This window comes from Micromonospora peucetia (assembly GCF_900091625.1).
In the GTDB taxonomy this organism is placed as follows: domain Bacteria; phylum Actinomycetota; class Actinomycetes; order Mycobacteriales; family Micromonosporaceae; genus Micromonospora; species Micromonospora peucetia.
Window position 1 is genome coordinate 6,944,209 of sequence record NZ_FMIC01000002.1, and the last position, 13,709, is coordinate 6,957,917.

The 13,709-nt window shown below is 73.1% G+C and carries 13 protein-coding genes; 3 read left to right on the forward strand and 10 right to left on the reverse strand.

The features are described 5' to 3' along the window. Nucleotides 1-29: 29 nt before the first annotated feature. Together GA0070608_RS30345 and GA0070608_RS30350 are read left to right on the forward strand one after the other, a co-directional pair. Nucleotides 30-923 (forward strand): ABC transporter ATP-binding protein, encoded by an 894-nt coding sequence (locus GA0070608_RS30345; protein ID WP_091636555.1) that lies wholly within the window; start codon nt 30-32, stop codon nt 921-923. Continuing rightward, nucleotides 920-1,981 carry an ABC transporter permease gene (locus GA0070608_RS30350; protein ID WP_091633209.1) on the forward strand — a complete coding sequence of 354 codons (1,062 nt, stop codon included), beginning with the start codon at nt 920-922 and terminating at the stop codon, nt 1,979-1,981. Before GA0070608_RS30345 ends, GA0070608_RS30350 begins: the two co-directional genes overlap by 4 nt. Before the next feature lie 66 nt (nt 1,982-2,047). On the opposite strand, the gene GA0070608_RS30355 is transcribed toward GA0070608_RS30350, so the two are convergent. The 8 genes from GA0070608_RS30355 to pgsA all read right to left on the reverse strand — a co-directional run bounded on the left by GA0070608_RS30355 (nt 2,048) and on the right by pgsA (nt 9,009). Further along, the gene (locus GA0070608_RS30355; RefSeq protein WP_245716027.1) at nt 2,048-2,710 is read right to left on the reverse strand and encodes a ribonuclease FAU-1 family protein; all 663 of its coding nucleotides are present in this window, start codon (nt 2,708-2,710) and stop codon (nt 2,048-2,050) included. Between the two features lie 229 nt (nt 2,711-2,939). After that, nucleotides 2,940-3,689: a YebC/PmpR family DNA-binding transcriptional regulator gene (locus GA0070608_RS30360; RefSeq protein ID WP_091633213.1), complete on the reverse strand. Its 750-nt coding sequence runs from the start codon at nt 3,687-3,689 to the stop codon at nt 2,940-2,942. A 244-nt stretch (nt 3,690-3,933) separates the two neighbouring features. Continuing rightward, nucleotides 3,934-4,542 carry a pyridoxal 5'-phosphate synthase glutaminase subunit PdxT gene (gene pdxT, locus GA0070608_RS30365; protein ID WP_091633216.1) on the reverse strand — a complete coding sequence of 203 codons (609 nt, stop codon included), beginning with the start codon at nt 4,540-4,542 and terminating at the stop codon, nt 3,934-3,936. 78 nt (nt 4,543-4,620) lie between these two features. Beyond that, nucleotides 4,621-5,538, reverse strand: a complete 918-nt coding sequence (gene pdxS / locus GA0070608_RS30370; RefSeq protein ID WP_091633219.1) for a pyridoxal 5'-phosphate synthase lyase subunit PdxS — start codon at nt 5,536-5,538, stop codon at nt 4,621-4,623. Between the two features lie 179 nt (nt 5,539-5,717). Further along, nucleotides 5,718-6,212, reverse strand: coding sequence for a hypothetical protein (locus GA0070608_RS30375; RefSeq protein ID WP_091633222.1), 495 nt, complete (start codon nt 6,210-6,212; stop codon nt 5,718-5,720). Nucleotides 6,213-6,224: 12 nt separating this feature from the next. Continuing rightward, nucleotides 6,225-7,385, reverse strand: coding sequence for a glycosyltransferase family 4 protein (locus GA0070608_RS30380; protein WP_091633226.1), 1,161 nt, complete (start codon nt 7,383-7,385; stop codon nt 6,225-6,227). Nucleotides 7,386-7,388: 3 nt separating this feature from the next. Beyond that, nucleotides 7,389-8,333, reverse strand: coding sequence for a phosphatidylinositol mannoside acyltransferase (locus tag GA0070608_RS30385; RefSeq protein WP_091636563.1), 945 nt, complete (start codon nt 8,331-8,333; stop codon nt 7,389-7,391). 43 nt (nt 8,334-8,376) lie between these two features. Next, nucleotides 8,377-9,009, reverse strand: a complete 633-nt coding sequence (gene pgsA, locus GA0070608_RS30390; protein WP_091633229.1) for a phosphatidylinositol phosphate synthase — start codon at nt 9,007-9,009, stop codon at nt 8,377-8,379. Between the two features lie 251 nt (nt 9,010-9,260). On the opposite strand from pgsA, the gene GA0070608_RS30395 reads away from it, so the two are divergent. After that, nucleotides 9,261-11,420 carry an elongation factor G-like protein EF-G2 gene (locus tag GA0070608_RS30395; protein ID WP_091633231.1) on the forward strand — a complete coding sequence of 720 codons (2,160 nt, stop codon included), beginning with the start codon at nt 9,261-9,263 and terminating at the stop codon, nt 11,418-11,420. Nucleotides 11,421-11,803: 383 nt separating this feature from the next. Here GA0070608_RS30395 and GA0070608_RS30400 read toward each other — a convergent pair whose 3' ends face one another. Both GA0070608_RS30400 and GA0070608_RS30405 read right to left on the reverse strand, forming a co-directional pair. Then, entirely contained in the window at nt 11,804-12,862 is a 1,059-nt protein-coding gene (locus GA0070608_RS30400) for an aldo/keto reductase (RefSeq protein ID WP_091633236.1), read from the reverse strand. A gap of 140 nt (nt 12,863-13,002) precedes the next feature. Then, entirely contained in the window at nt 13,003-13,515 is a 513-nt protein-coding gene (locus tag GA0070608_RS30405; RefSeq protein ID WP_176734026.1) for an HIT family protein, read from the reverse strand. Between the last annotated feature and the right edge of the window lie 194 nt (nt 13,516-13,709).

Below are 13,709 nucleotides of genomic sequence, written 5' to 3' on the forward strand. Positions count from 1 at the left end.
GCCTCAGCCGACGATCTAGCGTGGACGCCGTGACCAATGTGCTCCGCCTCGACGGTGTCGACCGCAGCTTCGGCAACCGTCAGGTGCTCCAGAACGTGTCCTTCGACGTGGTGGCCGGCCGGATGACCGGCTTCGTGGGCGGCAACGGCGCCGGCAAGACCACCACCATGCGAATCATCCTCGGGGTGCTCGCCCCGGACGCCGGCCAGGTCACCTGGCAGGGGGCGCCGCTGACCCCCCAGGCCCGCCAGCGCTTCGGCTACATGCCGGAGGAGCGCGGTCTCTACCCGAAGATGAGCGTCCGGGAGCAGGTGTCCTACCTGGGCCGGCTGCACGGGATGACCGCCGCCGCCGCGCGACGCAACACGGATGCGCTGCTGGAGCGGGTCGGGCTCGCCGAGCGCGGCGACGACCTGCTGGAGACGCTGTCACTGGGCAACCAGCAGCGCGCGCAGATCGCCGCCGCCCTGGTGCACGACCCCGAGGTACTGGTGCTCGACGAGCCGTTCTCCGGGCTCGACCCGCTGGCCGTGGACACGGTCGTGGCGGTCCTGCGGGAGCGGGCCGCCACCGGCGTGCCGGTGCTCTTCTCCAGCCACCAGTTGGACGTCGTCGAACGACTCTGCGACGACTTGGTGATCATCAGCGGCGGCGTGATCCGCGCCGCCGGCAGCCGGGAGGAACTGCGCGCGACGTACACCGTGCCCCGCTACGAGTTGGTGGTGCAGACCGACGCCGGCTGGCTGCGGGACCAGCCCGGGGTGACCCTGGTCGACCTGGACGGTGCCCGCGCCGTGTTCGACCTCGCACCCGGCACGGACGAGCAGCCGGTGCTGCACGCGGCGCTGGCCCGCGGCCCGGTCCGCGCGTTCCGCCCGGTCAGCCCGTCTCTCACCGAGATCTTCCGAGAGGTCGCCCAGTGAACACCGTCCAGGCCACCCGACTCGTCGCCGCCCGGCAGATCCGGGTCACGCTGCGCGACCGGACCTTCCTCTTCAGCACCCTGTTCTTCCTGCTGATCGCCGCCGCCGCGACCATCCTCCCGCCGATGCTCTCCGGCGGGCCGTCCAGTGTGGCGGTCACCGAGGCGGCGGCCGGCCCGCTGCGTGCGGCGGGGCTGGAGGTGCGTACGGTCCCCGACGACCGCGCCGCCGAGCAGGCCGTACGCGACGGCGACGTCGACGCGGCGGTGGTCTCCGGGCCGGTGGTGCTGGCCATGGACGAGGCCCCCGACGACGTGGTGACGGCACTGAGCACGCAGCCCACGCTGCGGCTGCTGGATCCCGACGCGCTGGACCCGATGCTGGCCTTCCTGGTGCCGTTCGTCTTCGCGTTCATCTTCTTCATCACCTCGCAGATCTTCGGCCTGCAGATCGCGCAGAGCATCGTCGAGGAGAAGCAGACCCGGATCGTGGAGATCCTGGTGGCCGCAGTGCCGGTACGGGCGTTGCTGGCCGGCAAGATCATCGCCGGCACGGCGTTGGCCTTCGGGCAGATCGCCCTGATCGCCCTCGTCGCCGTGGTCGGTGTGCAGTTCGGCGACAACGGCGAGCTGCTCTCACTGCTGGCCCCGGCGATCGGCTGGTTCCTGCCGTTCTTCCTGCTCGGCTTCGTGCTGCTCGCCGCCATGTGGGCGGCGGCCGGGGCACTGGTCAACCGCCAGGAGGACATCAGCGCCGTGTCGACGCCCGTGCAGCTCGCGGTCATGCTGCCGTTCTTCGCGGTGAGCTTCCTCAGCGACAACGCGACGGCCATGAAGGTGCTGTCCTACGTGCCGTTCTCCGCGCCGACGGCGATGCCGTTGCGGCTGTTCAACGGGGACGCGGCCGGCTGGGAGCCGCTGGTGTCGCTGGCCCTGCTGCTGGTCGCCGCCGCCGCGTTCGTGGTCGCCGGAGCCCGCGTGTACGAGGGCTCGCTGCTGCGTACCAACGGTCGCACCTCGGTCCGGGCGGCGTGGCGGTCGCGCGAGACGCTGGGCTGAACGACAGGCCGCCCGGCACGCCCCCGGCGTGCCGGGCACCGTCCCTGCGGTCAGGCTTCCCGGCGGTCAGCGGGCCGGCGGGACGGTGTCCCAGCCGGGTGGCAGGGCCGGCACCGGCCAGGCCAGGTCCGGCCGCCAGGCCGACCACGCCTCGTCCCACCAGCGCTGCCCCGCGTCCAGCAGGGCGGCGATCCGGTCGCCCTCGGCCCGGATCGCGTCGGCCATCCCCGGGTAGCGCCCCTCTTCCAGGCGCTGGGCGAACATCTCCACGTCCTTCCAGGCGTAGCGGTCGTCGTCGGCTCCCCACCAGAGGTCCAGCTCGTGGTCGAGGGTGTCCACCCCGATCGGCGTACGCCGCAACGGCTCCTGGAGGTTGAAGTACCACCCGGCGAAGGCCCGCTCCGGCCCGGTCCAGAAGACATCGACGGAGTGCGCCTCGCCCGGGCGGTGCAGCATCAGCTTGCCGTGCCCGCTCCACGCCCGATGCCCGGCGACCTGCCACGGGTGCCGCCCGCACGGGAACCGGCCGGTCTCGGGGAAGCCGAACTCCGCGCCCGGGGGCAGGTAGAGCACGAGCAGGTCCGGCGAATCCTCGACGCAGATCGTCGGGCAGCCGAACCACACCTCGTCGCGCAGGATCTCGCGCCGGACGACCACCTCGCCGGGCGCGAACCGGCGCCCCTCGCCCGCCCCACCACCGCTTCGCCCCACCCCGTCCGGATGATCCACTCTCGCAGCCTAGCGAGCGCCGGGCGGCCTGCCCGCGCACGACGAGCCCATGCCTCCGTCCGGGTCAGTCACATGTCGGACAGGTACGCCGCGTCCCTACGATGTGGACCGATGCGACTGAGAATCCGGGCCGGGATGACGGGCGCAGCCGGAGGACGGGCCCGGCGACGGTAGCCGGTTCCCCGCCCACCGCATCCGGCGACGGGGAACCGGGCAGAGGCCCGTCGGGTCAGCCGACGGCCTCCATCACCTCGTCACTGACGTCGAAGTTCGCGTAGACGTTCTGCACGTCGTCGCAGTCTTCCAGGACGTCGATCAGCTTGAAGATCTTGCGGGCGCCGTCCTCGTCGAGGGGGACGTTCATGCTCGGGATCAGCGACGACTCGGCCGATTCGTACTCGATGCCGGCGTCCTGAAGGGCGGTGCGGACCGCGATCAGGTCGGTCGGCTCGGAGACCACCTCGAACGCCTCGCCCAGGTCGTTGACCTCCTCGGCGCCGGCGTCGAGGACCGACATCATCACGTCGTCCTCGGTGGTGTCGGCCTTGGGGACGATCACCACGCCCTTGCGGGAGAACATGTACGACACCGAGCCCGCGTCGGCGAGCGAGCCGCCGTTGCGGGTCAGCGCGGTGCGCACCTCGGTCGCCGCGCGGTTACGGTTGTCGGTGAGGCACTCGATCAGCATCGCCACGCCGTTCGGGCCGTAGCCCTCGTACATGATGGTCTGCCAGTCGGCGCCGCCCGCCTCCAGACCAGAGCCGCGCTTGACGGCGCGGTCGATGTTGTCGTTCGGGACCGAGTTCTTCTTCGCCTTCTGGATGGCGTCGTAGAGCGTCGGGTTTCCGGCCGGGTCGCCACCGCCGGTCCGCGCGGCGACCTCGACGTTCTTGATCAGCTTGGCGAACATCTTGCCGCGCTTGGCGTCGATGACCGCCTTCTTGTGCTTGGTCGTCGCCCACTTTGAGTGGCCGGACATCTGTTACCTCCGTTGCTACCCGCCGGCTGCATCGACCGCACCGCGCACGCCCCGCTCCCGCCGGCGCCCGCGGTGGTGCCGGTCAGCCCTGCCGGAAGCCGTGGACGGGCAGCTGGCCCCGCCGAATCTCGGCAATCCTACCGACGCCCGGCGGGTCGCTGTGCACCGCGCCGCGCCCCGCCGCCCCGCCCCACCCGCCCGGAAAGGGACAGACGGGACGAAGCGACGGCAGGGTCGTGGCCGCTCAACGGGCCGCGCGGACCAGCTCCACGAAGTACGCGTGCACCCGCGCGTCGCCGGTCAACTCCGGGTGGAACGAGGTGGCCAGCAGGTTGCCCTGCCGCACCGCCACGATCCGGCCGGCCGCCGGGCCCTCGGTCACCGTGCCGAGCACCTCGACGCCGTCGCCGACCCGCTCGACCCACGGCGCCCGGATGAACACCGCGTGGAACGGTCCGCCCCCGACGCCGGTGATCCCCACCGACGCCTCGAACGAGTCGACCTGCCGGCCGAACGCGTTGCGCCGCACGGTCATCTCGATGCCGGCGAAGCCGCGCTGGTCGGGACGGCCGTCGAGGACCTCGGTGGCCAGCATGATCATGCCGGCGCAGGAGCCGTAGACCGGCATCCCGTCGGCGATGCGCTTGTCGATCGGCTCGCGCATCTCGAAGATGTCGGCGAGCTTGCTGATCGTGGTGGACTCGCCGCCGGGGATGACCAGCCCGTCCACCGCGTCCAACTCCTGCACACGGCGTACCGGGCGGGCGTCCGCGCCGGCCGCCGCCAGCGCGGCGACGTGCTCGCGGACGTCCCCCTGGAGGGCGAGCACGCCGATCACGGGTGCGTCGCTCATCTGCCGCTCCTTTCCTGGACGTCGGGAAGGGCACCTTCCGCTACCTCAAGCGTCAGGAAGGGTGCCCTTCCCTACCGCTCACCAGCCGCGTTCGGCCAGGCGGTGCGGCTGCGGGATCTCGTCGACGTTGATGCCGACCATCGCCTCGCCCAGACCCCGGGAGACCTTCGCCAGCACCTCCGGGTCGTCGTGGAAGGTGGTGGCCTTCACGATCGCGGCGGCGCGCTGCGCCGGGTTGCCGGCCTTGAAGATGCCGGAGCCGACGAAGACGCCCTCGGCGCCGAGCTGCATCATCATCGCGGCGTCGGCCGGGGTGGCGATCCCACCGGCGGTGAACAGCACCACCGGCAGCTTGCCGCTCTCGGCGACCTCCTTGACCAGCTCGTACGGCGCCTGGAGCTCCTTGGCGGCCACGTACAGCTCGTCGGCCGGCAGCGAGCCGAGACGGCCGATCTCCTGGCGGATCTTGCGCATGTGGGTGGTGGCGTTGGAGACGTCACCGGTGCCGGCCTCGCCCTTGGAGCGGATCATGGCCGCGCCCTCGGTGATCCGGCGCAGGGCCTCGCCGAGGTTGGTCGCGCCACAGACGAAGGGGACGGTGAAGGCCCACTTGTCGATGTGGTTGGCGTAGTCGGCCGGGGTCAGCACCTCGGACTCGTCGACGTAGTCGACGCCGAGCGCCTGGAGGATCCGGGCCTCCACGAAGTGGCCGATCCGGGCCTTGGCCATGACCGGGATGGAGACGGCGTTGATGATGCCGTCGATCATGTCGGGGTCGCTCATCCGGGACACCCCGCCCTGGGCACGGATGTCGGCGGGCACCCGCTCGAGCGCCATCACCGCGACGGCGCCGGCATCCTCGGCGATCTTGGCCTGCTCGGCGTTGACCACGTCCATGATCACGCCGCCCTTGAGCATCTCGGCCATGCCGCGCTTGACGCGGGCGGTGCCGGTGACGGGGCTGGCGGTGGCGTTCTGGGCAGTGGTTTCGGGCACGGGTTATCGCTCCTCGAACGGGCTCGGGGGGTGGCTGCGGAAAATGCTACGACGGTCCCAACGCCGATCCGACAGCCAATCAGGCCAACGGTGGCCTGCACTGTGGCAGTCGTCACCGGCCCCGCCGCCCCGGGATTCCAAACGTCCCCGCGAGCACGTCCTGTCCGGTTTCGCCCCGGTCAGCCGGCGGGAACGTCGGCCGGCACCGTCAGGGTGGGATCGTCGATGTCGAAGTAACGCGGCCACGGACGCCGGCTCCCCATCCGCAACAGCCGCACCAACACCCGGCCGCGCGCCGAACGGGCGTCCCGGACCAGGTCCGTGTGCACCTGGCGGGCCAGGGCGAGCCGCCGGCTGGCGGCGATCACCGCGTCGCAGTCCGGATCCGTCGGGTCCAGCTCCACCGCCCGCAACTGGCGGGTGAGGTCGTTCTCGGCTGCCTCCCGCTCGTCCGGCTCGGCGTCCAGCGCGATCCGCGCCGCCGCGTACAGCTCGACGCCGAAGCGGCGCTCGGCCAGGACCGCGGCGGCCGCCCCCCGACGCAGCAGGTGGGCCTCCAGGGCGCGGGCCGCCAGCTCCGCCCGGGCGTGCAACCGGCCGACCCGGCCGGCGGTCCAGACGAGGTACGCCGCGACCAGCCCGACGACCAGGGCCGCGAGCACCACCCACCACATGCGCGACATCGTCTAGTCCAGCCCCACCCATTCGGTGTCCATGACCCGCCCGTCGGTGGCCTCGATCGCCGCCGCGTACACCTCCAGCACCCGCCGGGCGACCACGGGCCAGTCGAAGGTGCCCACCACCTGGTCACCGCAGTCGGTCAGCGCGGCCCGGCCGTCGGGGTCGTCGAGCAGGTCGGCCAGGGCGGTACGCAGCGCTGCCGGGTCCCCGGTCGGGAACAGCCGGCCGGCCCGGCCGCCGTCGAGCACGCGGCGGAACGCGTCGAGATCGCTGGCGACGACGGTCGTGCCCGCCGCGAGCGCCTCGGTGAGGATCATGCCGAAGGACTCACCGCCGGTGTTCGGTGCCACGTAGAGGTGCACGCTGCGCAGCATCCGCGCCTTGTCCTCCTCGGAGACCAGCCCGAGGAAGGTCACCTGGTCACGCAGGTCGGCCGGGAACCGCCCGAACAGGTCGTCCGCGTCGCCGGGGCCCGCCACCAGCAGCCGCAGGCCGGGCCGCTGCCGGGCCAGCTCCACGAAGGCGTCCCGCAGGATCGGGAAGCCCTTGCGGGCCTCCGTGAAGCGGCCGAGAAAACCGATCGCGCCGTCCGTGCCCGGCGGGCACTCCCCAGGCCAGCCCGGCAGGGGCCGCGCGTGACTGAACTTCGCGACGGCCACCCCGTTCGGAATCTCCACCGCGCCGCCGTCCATGTGCTCGACCTGCACCTTGCGGGCCAGCGCGCTGACCGCGATCCGGGCGGTGATCCGCTCCAGCACGATCTGGAGCACGCCCTGCGCGGCGGCCAACGCCCGTGACCGGGTCATCGCCGTGTGGAAGGTCGCCACCACCGGGCCACGGGCGGAGAGCACGGCCAGCAGCGACAGGCTCAGGGTCAGCGGCTCGTGCACGTGCAGCACGTCGAACTCGCCCCGGATGATCCAACGTCGCACCCGCGCGGTGGAGACCGGGCCGAAGGCGATCCGGGCCACCGAGCCGTTGTACGGCAGCGGCACGGCCCGCCCCGCCGGCACCACGTACGGCGGCAGCGGGGAGTCCTCGTCGGCCGGAGCGAGCACGCTCACCTCGTGCCCGAGCCCGATCAACGCCTCGGCGAGATCCATGACGTGGTTCTGCACCCCACCGGGCACGTCGAAGGAGTACGGGCACACGATGCCGATGCGCACGCCTCAACGCCTCTCGTTCGCGATCCCGGCAGCCGGGGAGGGTGAGGCCGCGCCGCCACCCGTGCCGTGCTGGTCCAGCCACATCCGCTGCAACATGTGCCAGTCTTCCGGATGCCGGGCGATGCCCGCCGCCAGACCGTCGGCGATCCGCTGGGTCAGCGACCGGACCCGCTGGTCGAGCGGGCCCTCCTCGGGGCCCGGTAGCGGCAGGGGACCCTCGATCGCCGCGCACGCCGCGTCCGGTTCGTACCACATCGAGGCGACGTAGAGGGGCGCTCCCGTGCGCAACGCGAGCAGGGCCGGCCCCGGGGGCATCCGGGTCCGGTGGCCGAAGAACTCGACCTCGACACCCCGCGCGGAGAGGTCACGGTCGGCCAGCAGCGGTACCACCGTGCCGGAGCGGACCCGGTCGACCAGCACGTCGAACGCGTTGCGGTCACCGCCGTGGGTGGGCAGGATCTCCATGCCCAGGCTCCGGCGGAAGGTGAGGAAGCGCTGGTAGACGGCCTCGGGCTTGAGCCGCTCCGCGACGGTGGTGATCGGCCAGCCGGTCGCCGCGACCCAGGCGCCGGCGGCGTCCCAGTTGCCGGCGTGCGGCAGCGCCACCACCGCGCCCCGGCCGGCGGCCACGTCGGCGGCGAGCTTCTCCTCGCCGTCGAGCCGGAAACCGGCCAGGATCTCCGGCCGGCTGAGCGCGGGCAGCCGGAACGCCTCCAGCCAGTACCGGGCGTACGAGCGCAGGCCGCGACGGACCAGCTCGTCGAGCTCGGCCTCCGGCAGGTCGGGGCCGACCACCCGGCGCAGGTTCGCACGCAGTCTGGCCGTACCCCCGCCGCCGCGACGGTGGGCGCGGTCGGCGCCCGCCCGGAACGCCGCGGCCGTGACGGACCGGGGCAGCGCGCGGATCACACGCCACCCGGCGACGTAGCCGAGCTCGGTGAGGTTCACCGGCGCCGGCCCCCCGACCACGGCCGACCGGCGCTCGTCGCGCTCACCCCTGCCCGCCCGGGGTGTGCACCCGCTGGGCCTGGCGGTACACGTGGGTCATCCGCTGGCCGACCGTGAAGATCGACACGGCGGCGAGCAGCCAGAGTGAGATCTCCAGCGCCGGATCGACACCGACGCCGGTGAGCACCCCGCCGACGCCGACGATGAGCAGCCGCTCGGTGCGCTCGGCGATGCCCACGTTGCAGGTCATGCCGAGCCCCTCGGCACGGGCCTTGACGTAGGAGACCAGCCCGCCGGCCGCCAGGCAGAGCAGCGCGGCAGCGACGCCGGAATACTGGTGCTGGGTGGCCAGCCAGTACGCCACCGCGCCGAAGACCGCGCTGTCGGCGACCCGGTCCATGCTCGAATCGAGGAATGCCCCGAACTTCGTGGACCCCCCGCTCATCCGGGCCATCGTCCCGTCGAGCAGGTCGGTGAGCGCGAAGAAGGTGACTATCAGGGCCCCGGCGACCAGATGACCGCGGGCACCGAAGCCGAGCGCACCGACGAGCACCCCGAGGGCGCCCGCCACGGTGACCGCGTTGGGAGTTACGCCTGCTCGTAGCAGACGACGTGCAACCGGCTCGACGACACGGGTCATCCCCGCGCGGGCCGTCACTTGGAAGATCTTCGCCATGGCGGTCCCACGATAACGGTCCGCGTAGCGGTGGCGGTACGGCCGGTCAGGCGACCCGCGGGAGGAAGTCTTGTGTCGGCCCCGGATCGGGTGTGAGATCGAGCCAGGGACGTGAGGCAGCTCACCCGCCCGCCCGTTGATTACCCGCAACCCGGCACAGCACCGGAGGATGTCGCCGCGGAACCCGACCGGGCCGCTTCCCCGTCGCGCGCGGCGGTCGCCACCAACCACGGCTGAGGGAGGTGCGCCCCATGGCGCAGAAGAGTCAGGAAAAGGGGACCGCCGGCGGCGCGCCGGTGGTGACCGAGCCCGGCAGGATCCGCAACGTGGTGCTCGTCGGGCACTCCGGAGCGGGCAAGACGACCCTGGTCGAGGCGCTGCTCACGGCGAGCGGCACGATCGGCCGGGCCGGCGACGTCGCCAGCGGCACCACCGTCTGCGACCACGACCCGGCAGCCGTACGCCAGCAGCGCTCGGTGAGCCTGGCCTGCGCGCCGCTGCTGCACGACGGGATTAAGGTCAACCTGCTCGACACCCCCGGCTACGCCGATTTCGTCGGCGAACTGCGGGCGGGGCTGCGGGCCGCCGACGCGGCGCTCTTCGTGGTCTCCGCCGTCGACGGGATGGACGCCGCCACCGCCGCCCTCTGGGAGGAGTGCGCGGCGGTCGACATGCCCCGGGCCGTCGCCGTGGCCCGGCTGGACCACCCGCGCGCCGACTTCGACGAGGCGGTCGCGCTGTGCCAGCGGGTCTTCGGCGACAACGTGATGCCGCTCTACCTGCCGATGCTCGGCGACGACGGAGTCTCCACCGCCGGCCTGCTCGGCCTGATCACCCGCCGGGTCTTCGACTACACCGCCGGCCTGCCGGCGCAGGTACGCGAGCCGGACCCGGAGCACCTGCCCGCCATCGCCGAGTCCCGCAACGAGCTGATCGAGGGGATCATCGCCGAGAGCGAGGACGAGTCACTGATGGACCGCTACCTCGACGGCGAGGAGATCGGCACCGAGGTGCTCGTCGACGACCTGGAGAAGGCGGTCGCCCGCGGCCACTTCTACCCGGTGGTACCGGTCTGCGCCGGGACCGGCGTCGGGCTGGACGCGCTGCTGGAGGTGCTCACCGCCGGCTTCCCGTCGCCGCTGGAGCACGAGCTGCCCGCGGTCGCCGGGGTGGACGGCTCCCCCCGACCGCCGCTGACCTGCGACCCGGACGGCCCGCTGGTCGCCGAGGTGGTCAAGACGACCGTCGACCGGCACGTCGGGCGGGTCTCCCTGGTCCGGGTCTTCTCCGGCACGCTGCGCCCCGAGCAGACCGTGCACGTCTCCGGGCACGGGATGGCCGAGCGGGGCCATCCCGACCACGACGCCGACGAGCGGGTCGGCCACATCTTCACGCCGCTGGGCGCGAGCCTGCGTGAGGTGGGCGCCTGCGTGGCCGGCGACATCTGCGCGATCACCAAGTCGGGCAGCGCGGAGACCGGCGACACCATCTCCGCCAAGGACGACCCGCTGCTGATCGCCCCCTGGGAGATGCCCGAGCCGCTCCTGCCGGTGGCCGTCGCGGCGCGCAGCCGCGCCGACGAGGACGCCCTCGCGCGGAACCTGGCCCGGCTGGTCGCCGGCGACCCCACCATGCGGCTGGAGCGCAACCCGGAGACCCACCAGCTGGTGCTCTGGTGCATGGGCGAGGCGCACGCCGACGTGGTGCTGGAGCGCCTGCGCGCCGGCGGCGTGGAGCTGGACACCGAGCCGGTACGGGTCGCGCTGCGCGAGACGCTGACCGTCCCGGCCAAGGGGCACGGCCGGCACGTCAAGCAGTCCGGCGGCCACGGCCAGTACGCCGTCTGCGACATCGAGGTCGAGCCGCTGCCGCCCGGCACCGGGTTCGAGTTCGTCGACCGGGTGGTCGGCGGGGCGGTGCCGCACAACTACATCCCCTCCGTCGAGAAGGGCGTACGCGCCCAGATGGAGCGCGGCCTGGTCGCCGGCCATCCGGTGGTGGACCTGCGGGTGACCCTCGTCGACGGCAAGGCGCACAGCGTCGACTCCTCCGACGCGGCCTTCCAGACCGCCGGCGCGCTGGCGCTGCGGGACGCCGCCGAGAAGGGCCAGCCGGCGCTGTTGGAGCCGGTCGACGAGGTGCTGGTCCGGGTGCCCGATTCCGCGGTGGGCGCAACGATGGGTGATCTGTCCGGCCGGCGGGGCCGGGTGCTCGGCACCGAGGCCGACCCCGAGGCAGAGGGACGCACCCTGATCCGCGCCGAGGTGCCCGCCACGGAACTACTCCGCTACGCGGTCGAGCTGCGCTCGATGACGTCGGGCACCGGCACGTTCCGCCGCCACTTCGTCCGCTACGACCCGATGCCCACCCACCTGGCCGACCAGATCCGCAAGGAACACCCCCAGCCCTGACCCCCCACCCATCCCGCCCACCCCGCCCAGCGCCCGGCCCGGCCCATCCCGCCCAGCCCGGCAGCCCAGCCCATCCCGCCCGGCCCAGCCCGGGCCGGCCCGGCCCGGCCCGGCCCGGCCTCGTCGATCATGCAGTTGCGGCCCCGGCAAAAGGGGCAACTCGGGGCACTGTGCCCGCCATAACTGCATGATCGGCGAGGCAACGTGTCCGTGGATCTAGCGGAGCCCTCTCCGCTCCCGACGCCTTGGCACGAGAGGTGCCGTTGGTGAGACAGCCCCGGCACGACGGGGTGAGGGTGATGGGGCGAGGGCGGCAGGGCCTCCGCGGCTCCGAACCGGGTGGTGGATCAGGGGCGGGTGGTGGATCAGGGGCGGGTGGTGGATCAGGGGCGGGTGGTGGGGAGCATCGGGTTCGGCCGGTAGGGGCGGTCGGCGTCGCGGAGGGCGGCTGACCGCAGCGCGGCCAACTGGCGCTCCACCTCGGCGAACTGGTCGGCCGGCAGCGGGCCCCGGTGCAGGGCGCCGGCGTTCTCCTGCACCTGGGCCACCGTGCGGCAGCCGGGAATCGGGACCGTGCGGTCGCTGCGCGCCCAGAGCCAGCCGAGCGCGCCCTGGGCGAGGGTACGTCCGTCGGCGGTCAACGCCGCCCGCACGGCGGCGACCCGGCGCAGCCACTCCGGTGCCGGCCGGCCGCCCCGGAACCACTCCAACCAACCGGGGGCGACCCCCCGTACGTCGTCGCGGGGCAGCGTGGAGCCGGCCGTGTACTTGCCGGAGAGCAGCCCCATCCCCAGCGGTCCCCGGTTGACACTGGCCAGGTCGTACTTGTCGCAGACGGCGAGCAGCTCGGGGGCGTCGCGGAGCACCGACAGCGCGTGCTGCACGGCAGTGGCGTGCCGGGCGCCCAGGCCGAACGCGGCGGCCCGGTCGGGGCGGTCGGTGCTCCAGCCGTACGCCCGGATCAGCCCCTCGGCGACCAGGTCCTCCAGGGTGCCGACGAGCGCCTCGGCCCGGGGCACCGGCAGGTCCGCGAGGTGCAGCTGGTAGAGGTCGATCCGGTCGGTGCCCAGCCTGCGCAGCGAGTGCGCGACGGCCTGCCGCAGGTACGCCGGGGAGGCGTCCTCGCCGGTGGCCTGGCGGGTGGCCTCGTCGAAGGTGCAGCCCCACTTGGTGGCGATCACGGCCTCGTCGCGCCGGCCGGCGAGGGCCCGGCCGAGCACCCGTTCCCCGTGCCCGGCCCCGTACGTGTCGGCGGTGTCGAAGAGCGTCACCCCGAGGTCGAGGGCGTGCCGGATCGCGCGGATCGACTCGTCGTCGTCGACGGCGCCCCAGCCCAGCGGCTGGACGCCCTGGGCCCAGGGGCCGCCGATCGCCCAGCACCCCATGCCGAGGGCGCTGACCTCGATGCCGCTGCGGCCCAACGTCCGCGTCGTCACTGCCATCGCCGCATCGTGCCACCTCGCGCCCCTACCCGGGGTGGAAAGTTCGCCGGCGAGGGCTACGTGCCCGCTGCGGCCCGCCTCGGGCGGAAGCGGCAGCCCGCCCCGGACGGAGGCGAGGGGCCGCGCGGCGGGCGGGTCGGTCAGGTCGGCCAGGCTCGGGTGAACAGGTCGCGGGTGTCGGTGAGCAGTTGCGGCAGGACCTTCGTGCGCCCGATCACGGGCATGAAGTTGGCGTCGCCGCCCCAGCGGGGCACCACGTGCTGGTGCAGGTGCGCGGCGATCCCCGCGCCGGCCACGCCGCCCTGGTTCATGCCCAGGTTGAACCCGTGCGCGTTGCTGACCTTGCGCACCACCCGCATGGCGGTCTGGGTGAACGCCGCCAGCTCGGTGGTCTCGGCCAGATCCAGCTCCGTGTAGTCGGCCACGTGCCGGTAGGGGCAGACGAGCAGGTGCCCCGGGTTGTAGGGGTAGAGGTTGAGCACCGCGAAGACGTGCTCACCCCTGGACACCACCAGGCTCTCCTCGGGCGAGAGCCCCGGCGCCCGGCAGAACGGGCAGCCGGCGGGCCGTTCGTAGCCGCCCTCGGGCTGGTCCTCCCCGGAGACGTAGGTCATCCGGTGCGGTGTCCAGAGCCGCTCCAGGCCGTCGGCCATGCCGCTGTCCATGTGCCGTTCCACCCCTGTCACGCCACGATCCTACGTTCCCCACGGGCGCCGTCCCGGAGCCCGTACGCCGGCCTGTGCCCGACGCCCGACGGCCCCGGCGGGCCGGACCACGTTCAGGGAGACGGACAGGGGGCCGAAGGTTCTTGACGAAGTGATGAACGCAAATGAAGAATCTAGCCACA